This window comes from Flagellimonas onchidii (assembly GCF_004804315.1).
GTDB classification, from domain to species: domain Bacteria; phylum Bacteroidota; class Bacteroidia; order Flavobacteriales; family Flavobacteriaceae; genus Flagellimonas; species Flagellimonas onchidii.
The window spans coordinates 21,878-39,873 of the sequence record NZ_SRXX01000002.1 but is presented as its reverse complement, the minus strand read 5'-3'; the positions used below and the strand labels follow the sequence as shown (position 1 = coordinate 39,873).

Sequence of the window (17,996 nt, the reverse complement as noted above, 5' to 3'; positions counted from 1 at the left end):
CAAAACCCTAAGCCCCAACTCTAAAAAAAATGTGAAAATAATGCTGAAAAGCTACTTTCCATCCTTTAGCCTGTACACAAATTCCAGACCACTCCAGTCCTCATCCACCGCGGCCACTTTAACATCTACCAGACCTATGGAGAGCAAATGTTCGCGTATAGAATCGCGCTTTTAATCGGTTTCTATTTTTGAGGAGCCTTTAGGCCAGCTTACCCAGAGCATTCCATTTTTTCTTCATGGTTTGGATTGGTACGTTCAAATATAACAAACGGTTTTTCGATAAAAAGCAACCAAAAAGTTGCATTTTAAAATTCCTTTTGTATATTAGCAACAAATTAGTTGCATATAATAATTCAAAAAACGAACATTATGAAAGATGTAATCATCAAAGAGCATGTATTTGCCCATCCTATCCAAAAAGTTTGGAACGCCATTTCAATTGCGGAAGAAATCTCTACATGGTTTATAAAGGCAGACTTTAAAGCTGAAAAAGGTTATAAGTATACCTTTACCTCAAGTGAAGAACATGGTTGCACAAACATCACGGGAAAAGTAAAAAGTGCTCAACCTTACACATTAATCTACACATGGGTGGTGGAAAACACCACCACCGAAACTGTTGTAAAGTGGGATTTGCAAGAAACCAAGGAAGGAACCAAATTGTTTTTGGAGCATTCAGGTATCTCGAATTATCCTGGTGATTCTGCCATTACTTATTTCAATAATTATGGTGGCGGTTGGGACAATTGTATTAAAGAATTAACTGCATTTTTAACTCAAGAAGTCCATGCAAGATAGTATTACAAGAACATTGAAAGCTATTGCAGATCCTAAAAGGCGTGAAATTTTTCACGCCTTGATTGTTGCCTCCTCTGCCCTATCGATCACACAAATTTCAGGGCAATTCGATATAAGCCGTCAAGGCGTTACCAAACACATAAAGACTCTGGAACAAGCAGGATTGGTAGAAATCACATCCAAAGGCCGGGAACGTTTCTGTATGGCCGATGCCAAACCACTAAAACAAATTACAGAATGGGTTAGCTTTTATGAGAAATTCTGGGATACCGCATTGGGCAATTTGGGCAATTTTTTGGATTCAAAGGAAGCTTAAACATTTTTTTCTGTAAAATGTAAAAGCCCAGTCATCGCTTTTTCTATGTTCTTACGGAACAAGTTTTTTCCCACTAACAGAACAAATAATTTCTGGATTAAAGAGGTTGCTTTCCAATATGCCTCTATTTCCATTTCACAACTGTTTTCTCCCGTTGGTTTAAAATGGTAAAACTGATAATAGCCATTCAATACGGGTGCATCCTCTGTAAATTCACCATATATTAGACTCTCGGTGCGACCTTCTTTGGTAACAGTGATAAAGTTTAGGTGTTTTCCATTAACGACACAAGCGTGTTCCGTCCCTAATCTTGTGACCTCATTTTTATTGTAATCCAAATGGTCCAGGCCTTCCGTCCAATAATGTCTTAAAGTATAATTGGTAACATATTCCAAAAGTTCCGTTGCTGATACGGGGTATTCTTTTTTTACTACAATATTTGCCGGCCTATTAAAAGAAACTTTTTTTGGTTGGGAGAAACTTCTCAGTTTCAATTCTTTAGGATCTATTACGGAATAAATATATTCTACTTCCTTGTCATCATAAGAGTCGGAACCTTGCCTAAATCTATAGATTTTGCTTGAATAATAAGGTGATAGCATGATATCCAATGCCAACGTTCTGCTTATTAAAACATAATTATCGCTTTCCACCGAATTTTTAAGCAATCTATGTGCTTCTATAACCTGTTGCCCAAAAGGCTTACGAGTACCCTTTACTTCAATATGCTGTAAATGACCACTATGAGCAATTATCTTCAACTCGAGATTTGGTGCTGTCGCGCAGGCATTACATGGACAAATTCTGTTTTTCTCCAGCATTTTTAAATGGCTATAAAATGCGGTGAACATCGCCTCTATCTGGGCTAAAAGGTTTTCTTGTGAAGGTATTTCATTCTCCTTATAAAAGAAAAGCGCATCTCCTTCTATTTCCGCCAACTCTAACTCTTGCGTATTTGCGTTGAGCAACACCTCCAACAGCTCTGAAATCACATGTTGGCTGTGTTCAACTTCAGTTGTTTGAATAAATTTTGTATAGCCAGAAATATCTGGAATGAACAAAAGAGATTTAGACATTTATAGATCGATGATTATATCATTATTGGTCTTGAAACACACTTTAAACTTACCAACTTATCTTGAATGTTAGCGTTAGGTGGCCATATTTTATAGAAACCATACAATCGACATCATTTTTTGGGCGTTTATCTTATTAATTGACAAAAATCGTATACGATTTGTATTTTAAAGCCATGCATCAACAGATTTTACGAAATCAGGTCAAATCCCACTTGCTACATCAAATTCAGATAGGAGCATTGGAAATTGGAAAAACCATCAACCTGGCAGCTCTTTCAAGAAATATAGGTATCAGCGTAACCCCAATTCGTGAGGCATTAAGTCAGCTTGAACACGCGAGAATTATAAAAGCTATACCAAATAAGGGGTTTGTAGTAACCAGATTAACTCAACGCGAAGCCAAAAATCTATACGAAACCGTAGCCCAACTAGAAACTATGGCACTTGAATCCTCTTCGTTTTCAGAAGAGGACATTGAACCCCTCAAAACACAGCAGACCGAAGTACATCTGGCCCATTCTGCCTTGGATCGATTAAAAGCTCGATTTCGGTTTCATGACCTTCTAGTGAATAACTGTTCGAATACCATTCTTCTTCAGGTTTTAGAAGACCTAAAGGCAAGACTACTGTTTTACGAATATGGTTTTGCCAATGATACTGAATTTTATGCCAATCTTGATCGTCAAAATGAGTCGATAATCCATGCTATAATTGAAGACAACTTACCAACTGCTGCTTTAATTCTTAAAATGCATTGGATGTCAGTTTTAGAGTATATTGAGAAAAGAATAGAAAGCACCGTTTAAGCAATAAAATATGAAAGAGAAATTTTCGTTTAGTTAATCAAAATCAGTTCCTATGCAATTTTTAAATCGGGAAATCGAAGCTCTGGTAAAAAACAAAAAATCCAAATCTTTGGTCAAAAGGCAAATTTCTTGTGGGATTTTCCAAGAGTTGGACAACAGAGAGCCTTTGAAAAGGAAATCATCTAAAACTCTCAAATAAGCTATTTTTTGAACAAGGATTTATCCAATCCTGGAATCAAGTTCAGTGCATTTTTATAATATACCTTTTCTAAAACTTCATCTGGTAAATCCAAGCCGTACATGGCCCAAAATGCATGATATTTTTTATAATATGGAAAGTATTCATCTGCGGTTTCCAAAACCCTAAAATATGTAGGGAATTCTTTAGGCTTCCAACTGTCTTTGCCAAATAAAATGCGGTCTTGATATTTGATGAAAAATTGTCTGGCCCGTCGAGGCTGTCGACCTAATTCAGCAATGATTGCTCCAATTCCAACAGACATATTGGGAATTTCTTCCATCAACTCCCCTAGCCTATCCAAATTGTTGGCATACCACCCCATATGGGCATTGATAAATTTGGTTTTTGGGTGTTTTTTGAACATCCTGTGCTGCTCATCGATAATTTGTTGCCACGGTGCTGGATTTGTGTCAGAACGTTTTCTTCTTGGTCTTGTTTTAAGTTCCAACCATCTTTCATTGTCCTCGTCCATGGAGTCCCAAAATGACTTGGGGTCAGCAGCATGAATCAGAACGGGAATTCCGAGTTCTCCACATTTCTTCCAAACAGGGTCTAATCTTGGGTCGTCAATAGCGATTCGATTGCCATTAATATCCTTATTTCGAAGTCCAAGGCTTTTGTATATTTTCAAGCCTTTTGCGCCACTTTTCACATCCAATTCCAACTGTGCCGCGGCCAACTCCCCCCAATTTGGATTACCTACATTGCTAAAATCCACGTTGGCGAAAACCACAAATCGATTTGGATAGTGTTCGTTTACGTTTTTCAGCATAGCACGAAGTCCTTGCCCTGATCCTCCGCTTAAATTTACCATGACTCCCATATTGAGTTTGTCCATATCTGCCACTAATTGGGATAAATCTTGGGTGGCCATCCTAAATTGATGACTATGGACATCTATAAAAGTAAATTTTGCTTTGTCAACCGGATTCTGTGGTACAACTAGGGTCGATTTTGGGTTGTATTCCTCAAAACTCATTTCTTGAGCATTAAGATTTGAAGCTATAGCGCAGCAACAAAATATTAAAGTAAAAATATATTTAATCATATTTAAAATTATGTATATCAGATAGTTGAATATATTTTTTCTTTGTATCTATATCGATTTCCTTTCCATTGGAAGCAACCAAATTTGTAAAGTCTTTATACTTTTCAATGATTTTTCTAGCTCCAAAATCTTCATGTAACTCTAACAGTTCAGAAAACAAGGAATTATCAAAGATTGCGGGTACCCCCGCCCTATTTTGATATTCTGTCGCTGTGATTTTTAGACCACCCTTATCAAATTTTTGAATTAATTCCAGTAAAAAATCTGAATCCACAAGTGGCTGGTCTACTACCATGATTAAAAGCGCTTGGGGGCTTTCCTTTTTCAGGATATAAGACAAACCACATGAAATTGAACTTCCCATTCCAGATTTCCAGCCATTATTTTGAACCAACTCGGCATCAATTGTTACGGAATCCAAAATTTTTTCAGCATTTGCACCTAATACCATGTACACATTTTTGGTAATGGCCTTTGCCTGTGTAATGGCATTTTCCAAAAGCGTTTTATTGCCCCATGGTAATAATTGCTTGATTTCCCCATCCATTCTGGTAGAGGCTCCAGCTGCCAAAATTAAAATAGAAATGGATTTGGACATAACTCAGCTATGGATATTTCCCACTTTATGCTTTAGTAGCATTGGTTCTTTTTTGTTTACTACCGAAAGGATTTCACTTAAAATTGAAATAGCAATTTCCTGAGGTGTTTCTGCACCTATATCAATGCCTGCGGGTCCATGGAGTTGCTCAATGAACTCCTCTGAAACATTGGGATGCCTTTCCATGAGTTCATCAAACAATTTCTCTCTACGCCTAAAAGGTCCCAAAAGTCCCATATATGCTCCTTTTTCTTCTTTTAGTGCAATCAAAAACTGTAAATCTTTCACAAAACTGTGTGTCATTACAATTACTGCGGTTTGATCGTCCAAAGTCATGTCAAAAGCTTCTGGCTCTACGTTTATCAGTTTTTGCGCACCAGGAAAATCGTTCATTGTTTTTTCTTCCCTAGGATTGGCAACCACAGTAACTTCCCAACCGGTCAGAGTGGCAAATTTGCAAAGTTGTACCGCATCATGTTCAGCACCAATAATCACTAATTGAAAGCATGGATTCATTTCTTGCTTAAACTGTAATAAACCCGTATTTGGAGATTTTGCTTTTTTATTGACTGGAATCATTTCGTCTTCGAGTCGAAAGCAGGTAAAATAATCCTTGGAATCTCCTTGCTTTTTTTCAAATGAAGATGTTATGGTGAAGGTTTTTCTGTCCTGAACTACTTTCCAAAAACGAGTTAATAAAATCTCACTCGGGTTAAAGGTTTCCAACAAGATATACAAGACACCTTCGCAGCCAAGACGATATCTACCATCATACACCATGACCCTTGATATACCATTCCCAAATACGGTTTGAGCTTGCCGAAGCACCTCTTTCTCTACACATCCCCCACTTACAGCTCCAATCATATCCCCGTTTTCGAAAATCAGCATGCGAACCCCAGGACGTCTATAAGACGAGCCATCCAAAGCCACAACGGTTGCCAATACGGTTTTCTCACCCGTTGGCTGCCTTTTTTCATAGTTTTGGATAATGGCTTTTAATTCATGCGTCATGCTATACTATCCTTCTTACTGGAATAAATGAAACGGAACCGCCTTCCGACAAAGACTCTTTAGGCTTTAGTTTAATAAAACCACTAGCTTTTGATAGAGCCACCAAATCTCCAGAACCCGTTGTGGCCACCCTTTTTGCCAGCAGCTTTCCATCCATCCAGCTAATATCTACACCTATAAATAATGTCAAATCCGTTGTATTGGATATAGGTTCACTTAAAAATACAGTAAAATCAGGTGTGGTGACTCCCAAAGTTTTGTTAAGCCAAGGAAGGAAATACACATGATAATTAGCAAAGGTGGAAACAGGATTTCCTGGAAACGAAAAGATAATCGTTTTATGAGATTCATGCTTTCCAAACCAAAAGGGTTTGCCCGGACGCTGAAGTACTTTATGAAAGATTTTTTGCACACCCAATTCATCAAAAACTTCGGGTAAAAAATCGAATTTCCCTTTGGAAACTCCGCCACTAAGCATCAATATGTCATATTCTTGCAGAAGCGATTCAATTTTATTCTTAATGCTGACAGGTTCATCTGGTAAATGATAAAGGTCTGCATCGATTTGCTCATTCTTCAGAAGAGCACCCAATGTGTGTGAATTCGATTTTCGTATTTGATGAAGAAGAGGGTTCTGGTCTACTTCCACCAATTCGTTTCCCGTGGAAATCACAGCAATTTTGGGTAGTTTTTTAACTAAAACCTTCGATTTCCCAACAGACGCAAGCACGCCTATTTCCGAAGGGGCAACCAATGTTTCAGAATCCAGTAGGATATCGTTTTTTAATCTGTCACTACCTTTATAATTAATATTTTGTCCCTTCAAAACCGGTTTGGTGATAATAAAACCATCTTTTTCTTTTTGAAGGTGCTCGTACATCACTACAGTATTGGCATCTTTTGGCACTATCGCCCCTGTCATCACTTCAATGCACGTAGACCCATCCTCCAAGGTCAATTGTGGGTTGCCAGCTTGTGCGATACCGGCTATATTGAACCGTTTGTTTGTATCGACACCTTCACCATATTCAATAGCAATACCATCTTTTGTTGATCTATCAAAAGGTGGAAAATCCCTGTCCGCAACAATGGTTTCACTTAAAATACGACCTAAGGCCGATTGTAATTTAACTGATTCATTGCCATAATTTTGGGATTCTTCCAAAACCTTTTGCAATGCATTTTCAAAAGAAATCATGAAAATAAATTTAGTTCAAATCCATTTTTAACAAGTACTCTAACACCCACAAAAAGTACCAATATGGCAGTAAGCAGCCTAATTCTTTTGGCCGAAAGTTTGCTCATACTCATTCTTACCCCGAGTTGACCTCCGAGCAAAACAGCGAACATCAACCCTAGGGTTTCTGGCCAAAATATTTGAAAAGAATTGCTCCAAACCAATCCTCCCAATCCGGAAATGGAGTTGACCAGAATAAAAAAACTTGCCAAAGCAGCAATGGTCATGGGTTTTTCCCATTTCATATGGTTAAGTACTGGTGCTAGGAAAATGCCTCCTCCGATACCGACCAATCCTGATATAAAACCGATTGCACCACCCAATAAATATGACAAATATGCTGGGTAGCTTTTTGGTTCAAAATTGGATTTGAGCAATAGAGTTTGATAAATTAAAGCAATAGCCGAAATTATTAGGGCCAAAGCGAGAATAATAAAAAAAATATGCTCTTCAAGTCGAAATGATGCTCCCAAAAAAGCCAATGGAATGCTCGTGACAATAAACGGCAAGAACTTTTTGATTTGCAGATACCCATTTCTATAGAACAGGACGCAACTTCCCCCGACAACAATAAGATTGCATAATAAAGCCGTGGTCCTTATGGCAAAAAAACTTGTGATGACCAACGCTAGTATGGCCAAGTAACTTGACCCTCCCCCAAAACCTACTGCAGAATATAGTGTAGCCACTACAAAGAAAGACAAGAGCAGTAAAATAAAATTGTCCGGAGCTATGGACATAAAATCAAGTTTTGGTTTTCTATTCCTAAAATATGTGAAGCTTGGATGGTAATATTCTGTTAGATTCTATGCCTACCGAACAGTTTCTATTTTGGATTTGGCAAATTCGTACTCTGTAAGTGAATTAGCATTGTAAAGTACTTCATCCTGTTCAGGGTTAATCAGTTTTACATCTGAGTTGATTAAGAATTTTCTAGGACAGCTGCTTTCCACTGACTTCAAATGAGAAATTGCCGCTTCCAGTCCTTTCGGTTCCCATATGGTGACCAATGGTTCTGGCAATCCAGATTCATTCGTGGCATATGAAGTCGCCAACTTTTCGGTATTTCTGTTTTCAACCAATTTCGTTAAGGAGGATAAATCCATCAAAGGAAGGTCACAGGCCAATACCAACCAAGCAGCTGTTGGATGTTCTTTATGGGCACTCAACATTCCATTGAAAGGGCCGCGATATTCATCTTGATCTACAATACTATTGAACCCTTTTGGTAAATCACTTACTTGATCCTTGCGGATGCTCAGATAAACTGAATCACAAACCTCTCCCATCAAATTGTAAAGATGTTCTTGCTGGGGAATGGAATGGTATTTCAGCAAACCTTTATCAGACCCCATACGGGTACTTTTTCCCCCGGCCAAGACCAGTCCATATAGTTTTGGGACATCTTTCTTCATTTTGTTCTGGATTTATCAACCTCCTATCGAGGTCATTGAATTTTCGAATATCGTTTGAGCATGTTCTTCTTGAGCTTCAAACCCCGTTTTAGCACGATTTCCAACTGCTTTTAGAATTGCACTTTGCACTTCTTCTGTTATGTTTTTTCCTCTCACAATATCTCTAAGATTGGCTTTGGGTTTTCCATATAAACACGTGATTACATCGCCTGTTGCGGTTATCCGAAGCCTATTGCAACTTCCACAAAACGTTCTGCTAAAAGAAGGTATTATGCCAAAAGTCCCTTTATGTCCTTCAATTTTATAGTTGATGGATGTGGAGGTAGAAGGTGATTCAAGCTTTTGGAAATTGGGGTATGCCATTGAAATATGTTCTAGAATTTCCTTGTAATTCCATTTAATGGTCGCGAAATTCTTCCCTCCTCCATTAAAGGGCATTTCCTCCAAAAATCTAACGGAAACATTGTAATGTTTCATCAGTTCCAGAATAGGGACAATATCCTGTTGGTTCTGACCTTCCAATACTATAAAATTGATTCTAACATTGAATCCTTCTGTAATCAATCGGATAAGGTTATTGTGCACGGTATCAAACTGATCACGACGGGTGATCCGTTCAAAAGTTTTCCGGTTGATGGCGTCCAAACTAACATTGATATTCTTGATACCCAATGTTTTCAGCTCATCAATATATGGGCCTATTAAAGTAGCATTGGTAGTTACAGAAATATCATTGAGGTTTTTCATTAGCCTCAACTTTCGCAATAAGACCATCAAGTCCTTTCGCACGAATGGTTCTCCCCCGGTAATGCGAATCTTATCTATTCCCTGTTTTACCAAAATTTCGCTAAGAAGCAAGAGCTCATCAATGGTGAGGAGCTTGTCTTTTTTTACAAAATCAATACCCTCGGAAGGCATGCAATAATTGCAGCGAAGGTTGCATCTATCTGTAACAGCGAGCCTTAGATAGTTTATTTTTCTATTGTGATTATCAACCAACATACGTTATCTCCAAACTACCATTAAAGATACCACTTCTGCCCTTAATTACCCACCACTGACCGGTGGAATAAGGGCAATTTCGTCATAGGAATCAATACTTTCTTCATCGGTAGCGTAATTGTTGTTCACGGCTACAGCCAATGAAGTTAACTTATTAAGTTCTGGATACGTTTCACCCAAAAACTCCTTTAATTCCCTTACCGTTCTTGGAATTTTCCGACCTGTGGCACTCGAGGTTGGGACAGATAGTGTAGAACTCCCCACAATATCCTTAGTGACCCCAAACAATAATATCGTCATAAAAATCAACCTATAATTTCCTTTTCAGGAACTTTCAATAATTCTGGTGTTTTGGTGAATGGTTGTTTGTAAAGCCTGTTTCCAGTAGCAGCTTTGAACGCATTGGCAATCGCTCCTCCTGCCGGTGGAAGCGTAGGCTCCCCTAAACCAGTTGGCGACAAATCATTCTGTATGAAATATGTTTCCACAACTGGAGCTTCCTTCATTCGAATCAATCGATACCTATCAAAATTGTTAGCTGTTGGCTTGCCATCTTTAAATTGGAGTTCGCCGTACATGGAATGCCCAACACCATCGATTACTCCACCTTCAATTTGGTTTAATGCACCCATTGGGTTTACCACTATTCCACAATCCACGACGCAGGTGATTTTCTTTACAACAGGCTCTCCATTTTCAATTTCCACATCAGCTACTTGGGCAACATGGGAGTTGTGGCAATAATAGTTCACAAAACCTTGATATACATTTTTAGGCTTGGTCCCCCAGCCTGATTTCTCTACGGCAGTTTTGATAACTTCTTTCATTCTGTCAGGAGAATATTGAATGCGTTCATCCTCCTCTGGTTTTACTTTGTCCAGTAAATCGAGGCGTAACTGAATTTTATCCACATCCATCAATTCTGCCAATTCATCAAAGAAACTTTGCTCGGCATATGCCAAGAAATTGGTATAAGGGGCTCTCCAAGCTCCTGTAGTGATATTGCTGTCATAGCTGGCCGCATCCACTTGATAGTTTTCAATAGCGCCAGCAGGAAAGAAGTTTGGAATAAGCCCGTACATATTATCATTTACAGCAGCTTCTTTTAAATGATAGGCCGTGACCTTACCATCTTTAACACCTGCTTTAATACGATATTTGATAGCCATACGGTAAATACCATCTTCCATGTCATCTTCACGGGAGTAAACCACCTTAACCGGTTTCCTGATTTTATCAGAAATCTCTGCGGCTTCAATCACGAAGTCTCCGTACAACCTTCTTCCGAAACCTCCGCCCATTCGGGTCATTTCAAGAAGAATATCTTTTTCCTCCCTTCCCAACATCTTTGAAACCAGTCCAGCTTTCCATGCTGGAGTTTGAATCGGACCTACAAGATGCACCTTTTCATCCGTCACACTTGCGAAGAAATTCATTGGCTCCATACAATTATGGGGCAAAAAAGGAGATTCATATGTTCTTTCCAATATTTCATCAGCCTCAGCAAAGGCTTTTTTGATATTTCCATCGGAACGCATGGTGTTGAACTTATTGCCATCGAGCAAATCGTCCAAAATTTTATTGTGTTCCTCGGTACTTTCAACTTTTGAGTCTTCTTCCCAAACTGCTTTGATAGCTTCCTTGGCTTTTAGGGCCTGCCAAGTGGTTTCGGCAATAACTACAACTTTGTCACTTGAGGAAATTTTGCTGCCAAAACTTGGGTCCTCTGCCAAAAGTCCTCTAACTTTTTCTCCTATTGTCACTATATCTATTACACCGGGCATAGCTCGTGCTTCGGAATCGTCAAATGAAACCAATTTTTGCCCAAAGGCAGGAGGACGAACCACGGCCGCATAAACCATTCCATCTGCTTTGTAATCCAACCCGAAAAGGGGCTCTCCAGTAACAATTTTACCTATATCTACATTGGAGGCATTTTTCCCCATGATTTTATAATCCTTGGGATCCTTTAAAGGAACTTCCTCTGGAACTTCCAGAAGTGCCGCTTCGTTGACCACGTCTCCATAACTTAAAGTTTCTCCTGCAGCATTGGTAATCACACCTTCATTTACGGTACATTCAGAGGGGTCTACCCCCCATCGAGCTGCCGCAGCACTGACCAACATATGTTTTGCCTTGGCGCCTGTTTGTCTGAGCGCATCCCAGCCGTGTCTTATGGATTGACTACCTCCAGCAACCTGTCTTGTATAATTTTCTGTGTCCAAGATGCCCTGCTCCACATAAACATCTTTCCAAGCCACATCCAATTCTTCGGCTATGATCATGGGCATAGAGGTCTTGACTCCTTGACCAATTTCTGGGTTAGGCGAAAATATAGTTACAGCACCATTGTCTGCAATTTTTATAAAGGCGTTAAAATCGTTATAATCCAAACTGGCCAAATCGATGGCTGGCTCAGCAATGACTTTTGGCTTACAGGCTTGAAAAAGGTTAAACCCTATCACCATACCTCCTCCTGCCAAAGAAGAATTACGGATAAAAGCCCTTCTACTTAAGGTGTTGGTTTTATTTTTTGACATCTTTTTGTTTTTAGGAATAAAAAAGGAACATTAATCCATATTCTCGGCAGCAGTCATTACTGCTTCTCGAATTCGGGTATACGACGAGCATCGGCAAATATTACCGTGCATAGCATTTTTCACATCTTCTTCTGACGGATTTGGGTTGTTTTCCAAAAATGCAGACGCCGTCATAATCTGCCCTGCTTGGCAATAGCCGCACTGTGGCACATCGACCTCCTTCCAAGCTTCCTGAACTGGATGAGTGCCATCTTCCGAAAGTCCTTCAATGGTAGTAATGGATTTTCCATCTATTTGAGGCAAGGTCAAGGAGCAGCTTCGCATAGCGGTTCCGTCCACATGAATGGTGCAGGCCCCGCACTGTCCAATTCCACAGCCATATTTTGTGCCTACAAGGTCTAAATGATCCCGTAGCACCCATAAAACAGGCGTATCCGCAGTCACATCGACAGTCTTGGACACACCATTTACATTGATTTGATACGTTGGCATAGTTTTTCAATTGAGTTGTTGCTGCTTGAAGTTACCAATAATTTGGCCCGACCACTTTTTTTTTAACAACAACCCTCTTTTTTTAACTTTTCTTTAAATCTATTGTTGACTCTAAAAATAATTTTCAGCTCAATTGTTCGTTTTTCAAGCAGAACCTCAACTTCTAGAAAATGAAAAAAACACTTAAATATTTCGCAATCTTCCTTTTTTCCATCCTTTTAGTTTCGTGTGGTAACGCCGATGATGATGTAAATTTTGACATCAATTTAGGGGAATTAGGAAAAGGAAAGGAACCCGACGATTGTCTTGGTTTCGGGGATAATGATCTATTACTTTCTATTCAAGATGAATTTACCGCCTTGCCTGGCAAGGTCTCGATTCTTTTTAAAGTTTCTGATAAATCAGGAAGTCCAATTTCTGGACTCACAGCAAGTCAATTTGCCATTTACGAACAAGGTAGAAATGATGATTGTTTCAATACCATCTCCTCTTCTGAATCATTGGCTCGAATTTCCCCAAATTCAAAAGTTTTTAGCAACAATACCCTGTTGATACTTGACTTGAGCAATAGTGTCTTGGAAAGCAGCTTGGAAGAATTGAAAGCCGCATCCACCAGTTTTATCAATAATGTAATGCCATCGCCAGAAACAAATTCCTTTAAAATGGCCATATATTGGTTTGATGGAGAAGATGAGCTTCACCTGTTAAATGATCTTACTTCGTCAACTACAGAGCTTACAACTGCAATCGAAGGAATTACCGAAGATATTAGCAACGATCCTTCTACAGATTTATATGGTGCGGTAATTAAATCGGCGGATGTTGCAGATAACCTATTGCGAAAAAACACGCAAGAAGATATCATTGGAGCGGCCAGTATTGTTTTATTCACAGATGGAACAGACCAGGCCTCTCGATTTACAAAAGATGCAGCTTTGAAGGCAGTTGAGCAAGCTGACCGTAACATTTCTTTTTTCACCATCGGACTCGGAGCAGAAATTGACACTCAAATTCTGGAGCAGATAGGAAAAACTGCCAGCGTTTTTGCCAATAACAAAGAAGAACTTGAAGCTACATTTACACAAATTTCTCAGCGTGTTTCAGAGCAGGCCAATAGTTTCTATTTGTTTGAATACTGCACTCCCAAACGCGACGGTAGTGGCGAAAACAACTTGGTCATTCAACTCACTGATGGAGGCTTACAAGGGGCAGTACAAACCAAGTTTGATGCCAAGGATTTTATTGGAGGTTGTGAGTAAACAATAGCCTTTTCATAAAGTAAATATACTGATTGGAGTCTTTTATAAATTATTATCTTGGGCACTTAATTTAATTTGACCCATTATGATATCTGGCAGAAAACCGTTCCATTTAGCAATTCTGAGTATTGCAATTTTGATTTCATTCCAAACCATTGCCCAAAAACAACACCCACTTGAAGGAAGATGGGATTTGGAAATGGAATTTGAGGGTAAAACTGTGCCTTCGTGGTTGGAGGTGCGTCATTCGGGTTACGGGACTTTAGTGGGACGATTTGTTTTCGCCATGGGAAGTGCAAGACCCGTAGCAGAAGTTAAAGTGCATGGGGATAAATTCAATTTTGAAATCCCGCGCCAATGGGAACCAGAAGGAAATGACATGATATTCCATGGTGAATTGGTTGATGATAATTTAAAGGGCACAATGGTTTACACAGACGGAAGCATTGTAACCTGGGAAGGCTCACGAGCCCCTAAGTTGGAAGCTGTTGAAAATCCGAAATGGGGAAAACCCATTGCGCTTTTTAATGGTAAAAACTTAGATGGGTGGCATTTAGACTCTGAAAAAAGTCAATGGTCCGTTGAAAATGGAATTCTTAAAAATGCTGAAGGCGGCGCCAACCTTATCAGTAATCAAAAATTCACTGATTTTAAATTAAAAGTTGAATTTCGCTACCCAAAAGGAAGTAATAGCGGAATCTATTTGCGAGGTCGTTATGAAGTTCAGATTGCAGACAACAAGGGATTAGATCCATCAGATATTTATTTTAGTGGAGTTTACGGTTTTTTGGAGCCGAATGAAAATACCGCTAAAAATCCAGGTGAATGGCAAACCTACGATATCACCTTAATTGGAAGAAGAGTAACCATTATTGCCAACGGTAAAACCGTAATATCTGACCAAACCATTCCAGGAATAACAGGTGGCGCTTTGGACAGCAAGGAAGGAGAACCTGGGCCATTCTTAATCCAAGGAGACCACGGGGCCGTAGAGTTCAGAAAATTTGAGGTAACTCCAATTAAATAAAAAAGGCGCACTATAAAGTGCGCCCATTTTCCTTTTTTACCGTTCTATCTTAATCCTGATAAATAGGCTTAAGCTTTATATTTCTCCATTTTACCTTGATTCCACCACCATCGTGAATTTGAAGTGCAATAGCTCCTTTCCCTTCACCTATTTTGTCATCTACCAAATGAACCATTTTAGTTCCATTCAACCAACTGGTTACGGTGGGGCCGTTTACTAGGATCTTCATGGTATTCCACTCTCCCATTTTTAAAGCTTTATCTTTTTCCGCATCCGGTTTGATCAACCATCCACGACCGTAAGATTCGTAGATTCCACCTGTCGCATGTCCAGGAGGTGCCACTTCTACCTGCCACCCTGAAACTTTTGTTCCATCAACCGTAGAGCGGATAAACACCCCACTGTTACCATTATTCTCCTGTTTAAACTCTAGGGTAAGTTCAAAATTATCGTAGAATTCTTTTGTGCTAAGGTACCCGTAGCCAGCTTTTGGGCCACTTTCACAGATTAATTCACCCTTGTCAACATACCATTTTTCATCGCCATGGTTTACCCAACCATCCAAATTTTTTCCATTGAACAAGTTGATGGTCTTTTGTGCAAATGTGAATTGACCAAGGCACAACATTAAAACAATTAAGGTAGATTTTGTCTTCATTTTTGATTTTATCATGATTTTACAAGCACTCAAGGTAATAATTAACTCCGAAACAGAACGAATCCATACGCCTTATGGTAGGGTTTTTAGACGAACGATTGTTTTTCTAATACAGACAACAACTAATTGCATCCCAAATACTAAAACAAAAATTAACCCAAAAAAAATGTTATGGATGTAGTAAAAGAAATAATTCAGAATAGTGCAATTGGCCCATTATCAAGAGGGTATAAAGGATTGGTATTGTCCCTATTTGCTTCAATTGTTGGGACGCTGTTAATGATGTTGGTCGTTTTAATCATAAAAGGACCCGAAATGAGTATTCAATTTGGCTATTAATGGTAAATTAAAGCATTACCGAATTTTTGCGTTTCGATAGATTTACCCAAATCAATAATGAATCCATTGATAATGGCATGGGTCAATTTTCCATCCTTTTCCAAAAAGAAGGTCGGGTTGTGCCCAATTTTAATCTTAAATTTTTGACCTATATCAATATTCTTTTTTAAAATATGCATTGGTCCCTTGGTATATTCTCCGTCATTTCCTTTACCGTTATAATAAAGAAAAGCATACCCTAACTTTAGTTTGCTGGTAATATTAGTTTCTATTTCACCTTCTGGATTATCATATGGATCCATGCCTTTTGGTTTAACGATTGCATATCCACTTGCATCAAATGTCTCATAGCCGTAATAGGTGGACAAGTCACCCTGGTCAACAATGGTGCTTTTATAATAAAAATCTTCGTGATCTTCATTATCCACTTCTTGACGATAGATTCCCAAATCAAGAATATAATCTTTTCCTAAAAGTTCGTAGGTGACGTTTTCAATTTTTAAATCGAATAGTTTTCTATCGTTACGAGGAATTTTTTCATATGCTTCAATTGGAATATCCAAATAGCTTTCCCTCGCAATGGTATACAAAGCTGACAAGATGGAAACATAGTTCAGTTTTCGAATCTCCTGTTTCTCCACATCATTGGTGTATCCTCCTGATTCAATCAAGATAAGACTTGTACCCCATTTGGCTATGTTATCTCCAAAAGCCCTTGGTTCAAAATCATCACTGTAACGTCCAACTTGCCCAGGAGCGTATTTTTGGATGATGTTGTTCATATAAACAATCACCTTCATCGCGTTGGAACGTACTTCATTTATATCTTTCTCATAATTGTATGCTGTGGCCAAATATGAAATGGTCGCAGGTTTATTGGTTAGTTCTGCATTGTAGTAAGTACTTTGATCGTGCAAGTTGAAACCAAATTTTGCATCCAGACTGTCTCGAATTCTTTTGAGCGTACGTCCTTCAGGGGATTGTAATCTGAGCGCATCTCTGTTTATATCAATTCCCAGAGCATTTCTACGTTGATATACCTCTGCCCCATCTGGGTTGACCATGGGTAAAAAATGAAGTTTCAATTTGGACAGGATTTCTCTTTTCTCTTTTTCAAACTTTGGAGCATTCAAAAAATTAAGGATATCAAAAATAGCTTGGGTCGCCGTAGGTTCATCACCATGCATTTGTGACCACAGAAATATATTTATGGGCCCGGAACCAATACTTATCAAGCTTAAATCCCTTCCTTCAATGGACTCTCCTACTTTTTGAACCTCAAACTTCGGATTGGCATCAAATTTTTGAATCAAAGGTTGAATTTGATGATGCTTAATTCGCCGTTTTTGCAAGGAAGGCTCCTTAAATTGATCATACGAATCGTAAAGCTCAGTAGTAATGGTCTCCTGTGCGTTTGATAAAAAGCAGAAGCATCCAAATAGTAGAAAGATTTTTTTATGCATATTCTTATTTTGAAGGTACAGGCTTAAAATTAAACTTTTTGGTTGCTTTCCTGACCTTTTCCATGAAATCAACTCCTGGATCGGTTTTTTTGGTGCGATATCCTTCGTCTACTTCAAGCCACAAAGGGTGTCCTTCAAAATTTGTGTACTCATAATGTCCTATTAAATAGTCTATATCATATTTTTTTGCCAAATAATTTACCAACCAAATATTGGATTTTAACTGTTCTTCGGTCAATGGCCATTGTTCTGTACCACCCACATTTTCTATCCCAATGGAACAATGGTTCAATCCGATAACATGCCTTCCCATAAAGGTTTCGGGCATTAACCGGTAAATGGTCCCATCTCTGTCCACCAAAAATTGCGTGGAAACATTCAAGCCGCTAACATTTTTGATATCTGGCCGCCAATTGGGGAGCTTTGTGTTATTAAAAGCATCGAAAGACCCCTCTAAAGTAGGTATGGCTGTCCAGTGCAGCACAATCATTTGGGGCTCAATTTGTGGAGAGTCTTGATTTAAATCATAACGCTGCAAGAGATATTCTTTTGTCAAGGCTATCCGTTCACCATCAAAAATAATGGGCTTATCAACAATTTGTTTTTGAACACTACAGGAAATAAGGGCGCAAGCCATCAGCAAAGCCAATATTGTTTTTTTCAT

At 38.8% G+C, this 17,996-nt stretch carries 20 protein-coding genes; 6 read left to right on the top strand and 14 right to left on the bottom strand.

Annotation, left to right across the window (positions count from 1 at the left end; genetic code table 11):
• Positions 1-369 precede the first annotated feature (369 nt).
• Complete coding sequence (locus tag E4661_RS02185) at positions 370-798, top strand: SRPBCC family protein (RefSeq protein WP_136465179.1); 429 nt, start codon at positions 370-372, stop codon at positions 796-798.
• The gene (locus E4661_RS02180; RefSeq protein WP_136465178.1) at positions 788-1,114 is read left to right on the top strand and encodes an ArsR/SmtB family transcription factor; all 327 of its coding nucleotides are present in this window, start codon (positions 788-790) and stop codon (positions 1,112-1,114) included. Before E4661_RS02185 ends, E4661_RS02180 begins: the two co-directional genes overlap by 11 nt.
• Here the strand turns inward: E4661_RS02180 and E4661_RS02175 are convergent.
• Entirely contained in the window at positions 1,111-2,190 is a 1,080-nt protein-coding gene (locus tag E4661_RS02175) for a DUF2652 domain-containing protein (RefSeq protein ID WP_136465177.1), read from the bottom strand. The genes E4661_RS02180 and E4661_RS02175 overlap by 4 nt on opposite strands.
• Before the next feature lie 140 nt (positions 2,191-2,330).
• Between E4661_RS02175 and E4661_RS02170 the strand changes: the two genes are divergently transcribed.
• On the top strand, positions 2,331-2,999 hold the full coding sequence (locus E4661_RS02170) for a GntR family transcriptional regulator (RefSeq protein ID WP_240751391.1): 669 nt from the start codon (positions 2,331-2,333) through the stop codon (positions 2,997-2,999).
• 200 nt (positions 3,000-3,199) lie between these two features.
• On the opposite strand, the gene E4661_RS02165 is transcribed toward E4661_RS02170, so the two are convergent.
• The 10 genes from E4661_RS02165 to E4661_RS02120 all read right to left on the bottom strand — a co-directional run bounded on the left by E4661_RS02165 (position 3,200) and on the right by E4661_RS02120 (position 12,586).
• Positions 3,200-4,219, bottom strand: a complete 1,020-nt coding sequence (locus E4661_RS02165) for an amidohydrolase family protein (protein ID WP_240751390.1) — start codon at positions 4,217-4,219, stop codon at positions 3,200-3,202.
• Between the two features lie 61 nt (positions 4,220-4,280).
• On the bottom strand, positions 4,281-4,886 hold the full coding sequence (locus E4661_RS02160; RefSeq protein WP_136465175.1) for a nucleotidyltransferase family protein: 606 nt from the start codon (positions 4,884-4,886) through the stop codon (positions 4,281-4,283).
• A 3-nt stretch (positions 4,887-4,889) separates the two neighbouring features.
• The gene (locus tag E4661_RS02155; RefSeq protein ID WP_136465174.1) at positions 4,890-5,900 is read right to left on the bottom strand and encodes an XdhC family protein; all 1,011 of its coding nucleotides are present in this window, start codon (positions 5,898-5,900) and stop codon (positions 4,890-4,892) included.
• 1 nt (position 5,901) lies between these two features.
• Positions 5,902-7,098, bottom strand: coding sequence for a molybdopterin molybdotransferase MoeA (locus E4661_RS02150; protein ID WP_136465173.1), 1,197 nt, complete (start codon positions 7,096-7,098; stop codon positions 5,902-5,904).
• On the bottom strand, positions 7,095-7,877 hold the full coding sequence (locus E4661_RS02145; protein ID WP_136465172.1) for a sulfite exporter TauE/SafE family protein: 783 nt from the start codon (positions 7,875-7,877) through the stop codon (positions 7,095-7,097). The genes E4661_RS02150 and E4661_RS02145 overlap by 4 nt, the downstream gene beginning before the upstream one ends.
• Positions 7,878-7,949: 72 nt before the next feature.
• Positions 7,950-8,552, bottom strand: a complete 603-nt coding sequence (locus tag E4661_RS02140; RefSeq protein ID WP_136465171.1) for an NTP transferase domain-containing protein — start codon at positions 8,550-8,552, stop codon at positions 7,950-7,952.
• Positions 8,553-8,567: 15 nt separating this feature from the next.
• Positions 8,568-9,554, bottom strand: coding sequence for a GTP 3',8-cyclase MoaA (gene moaA, locus E4661_RS02135; protein WP_136465170.1), 987 nt, complete (start codon positions 9,552-9,554; stop codon positions 8,568-8,570).
• Positions 9,555-9,599: 45 nt separating this feature from the next.
• Positions 9,600-9,854, bottom strand: coding sequence for a MoaD/ThiS family protein (locus tag E4661_RS02130; protein WP_136465169.1), 255 nt, complete (start codon positions 9,852-9,854; stop codon positions 9,600-9,602).
• 5 nt (positions 9,855-9,859) lie between these two features.
• Positions 9,860-12,094 (bottom strand): xanthine dehydrogenase family protein molybdopterin-binding subunit, encoded by a 2,235-nt coding sequence (locus E4661_RS02125; protein ID WP_136465168.1) that lies wholly within the window; start codon positions 12,092-12,094, stop codon positions 9,860-9,862.
• Between the two features lie 30 nt (positions 12,095-12,124).
• A complete protein-coding gene (locus E4661_RS02120) occupies positions 12,125-12,586 on the bottom strand; it encodes a (2Fe-2S)-binding protein (RefSeq protein WP_136465167.1) in 462 nt (153 codons plus the stop codon).
• Between the two features lie 170 nt (positions 12,587-12,756).
• Between E4661_RS02120 and E4661_RS02115 the strand changes: the two genes are divergently transcribed.
• A complete protein-coding gene (locus E4661_RS02115) occupies positions 12,757-13,845 on the top strand; it encodes a vWA domain-containing protein (RefSeq protein WP_136465166.1) in 1,089 nt (362 codons plus the stop codon).
• Between the two features lie 85 nt (positions 13,846-13,930).
• The gene (locus E4661_RS02110) at positions 13,931-14,872 is read left to right on the top strand and encodes a 3-keto-disaccharide hydrolase (protein ID WP_136465165.1); all 942 of its coding nucleotides are present in this window, start codon (positions 13,931-13,933) and stop codon (positions 14,870-14,872) included.
• Between the two features lie 49 nt (positions 14,873-14,921).
• On the opposite strand, the gene E4661_RS02105 is transcribed toward E4661_RS02110, so the two are convergent.
• Positions 14,922-15,530 carry a 3-keto-disaccharide hydrolase gene (locus tag E4661_RS02105; RefSeq protein WP_136465164.1) on the bottom strand — a complete coding sequence of 203 codons (609 nt, stop codon included), beginning with the start codon at positions 15,528-15,530 and terminating at the stop codon, positions 14,922-14,924.
• 171 nt (positions 15,531-15,701) lie between these two features.
• Between E4661_RS02105 and E4661_RS18995 the strand changes: the two genes are divergently transcribed.
• The gene (locus E4661_RS18995; protein WP_168796311.1) at positions 15,702-15,869 is read left to right on the top strand and encodes a hypothetical protein; all 168 of its coding nucleotides are present in this window, start codon (positions 15,702-15,704) and stop codon (positions 15,867-15,869) included.
• Here the strand turns inward: E4661_RS18995 and E4661_RS02100 are convergent.
• Positions 15,866-17,332, bottom strand: coding sequence for a M14 family zinc carboxypeptidase (locus E4661_RS02100; protein ID WP_136465163.1), 1,467 nt, complete (start codon positions 17,330-17,332; stop codon positions 15,866-15,868). The genes E4661_RS18995 and E4661_RS02100 overlap by 4 nt on opposite strands.
• Positions 17,333-17,336: 4 nt before the next feature.
• Complete coding sequence (locus tag E4661_RS02095) at positions 17,337-17,996, bottom strand: peptidoglycan recognition protein family protein (RefSeq protein ID WP_136465162.1); 660 nt, start codon at positions 17,994-17,996, stop codon at positions 17,337-17,339.

Excerpts from the sequence above, each read along its gene's own strand:
- E4661_RS02185 (WP_136465179.1), top strand. The coding sequence starts at position 370 with ATGAAAGATGTAATCATCAAAGAGCATGTATTTGCCCATCCTATCCAA.
- E4661_RS02180 (WP_136465178.1), top strand. The coding sequence starts at position 788 with ATGCAAGATAGTATTACAAGAACATTGAAAGCTATTGCAGATCCTAAA.
- E4661_RS02175 (WP_136465177.1), bottom strand. The coding sequence starts at position 2,190 with ATGTCTAAATCTCTTTTGTTCATTCCAGATATTTCTGGCTATACAAAA.
- E4661_RS02165 (WP_240751390.1), bottom strand. The coding sequence starts at position 4,219 with ATGAGTTTTGAGGAATACAACCCAAAATCGACCCTAGTTGTACCACAG.
- E4661_RS02160 (WP_136465175.1), bottom strand. The coding sequence starts at position 4,886 with ATGTCCAAATCCATTTCTATTTTAATTTTGGCAGCTGGAGCCTCTACC.
- E4661_RS02155 (WP_136465174.1), bottom strand. The coding sequence starts at position 5,900 with ATGACGCATGAATTAAAAGCCATTATCCAAAACTATGAAAAAAGGCAG.
- E4661_RS02150 (WP_136465173.1), bottom strand. The coding sequence starts at position 7,098 with ATGATTTCTTTTGAAAATGCATTGCAAAAGGTTTTGGAAGAATCCCAA.
- E4661_RS02145 (WP_136465172.1), bottom strand. The coding sequence starts at position 7,877 with ATGTCCATAGCTCCGGACAATTTTATTTTACTGCTCTTGTCTTTCTTT.
- E4661_RS02140 (WP_136465171.1), bottom strand. The coding sequence starts at position 8,552 with ATGAAGAAAGATGTCCCAAAACTATATGGACTGGTCTTGGCCGGGGGA.
- moaA (WP_136465170.1), bottom strand. The coding sequence starts at position 9,554 with ATGTTGGTTGATAATCACAATAGAAAAATAAACTATCTAAGGCTCGCT.
- E4661_RS02130 (WP_136465169.1), bottom strand. The coding sequence starts at position 9,854 with ATGACGATATTATTGTTTGGGGTCACTAAGGATATTGTGGGGAGTTCT.
- E4661_RS02125 (WP_136465168.1), bottom strand. The coding sequence starts at position 12,094 with ATGTCAAAAAATAAAACCAACACCTTAAGTAGAAGGGCTTTTATCCGT.
- E4661_RS02120 (WP_136465167.1), bottom strand. The coding sequence starts at position 12,586 with ATGCCAACGTATCAAATCAATGTAAATGGTGTGTCCAAGACTGTCGAT.
- E4661_RS02115 (WP_136465166.1), top strand. The coding sequence starts at position 12,757 with ATGAAAAAAACACTTAAATATTTCGCAATCTTCCTTTTTTCCATCCTT.
- E4661_RS02110 (WP_136465165.1), top strand. The coding sequence starts at position 13,931 with ATGATATCTGGCAGAAAACCGTTCCATTTAGCAATTCTGAGTATTGCA.
- E4661_RS02105 (WP_136465164.1), bottom strand. The coding sequence starts at position 15,530 with ATGAAGACAAAATCTACCTTAATTGTTTTAATGTTGTGCCTTGGTCAA.
- E4661_RS18995 (WP_168796311.1), top strand. The coding sequence starts at position 15,702 with ATGGATGTAGTAAAAGAAATAATTCAGAATAGTGCAATTGGCCCATTA.
- E4661_RS02100 (WP_136465163.1), bottom strand. The coding sequence starts at position 17,332 with ATGCATAAAAAAATCTTTCTACTATTTGGATGCTTCTGCTTTTTATCA.
- E4661_RS02095 (WP_136465162.1), bottom strand. The coding sequence starts at position 17,996 with ATGAAAAAAACAATATTGGCTTTGCTGATGGCTTGCGCCCTTATTTCC.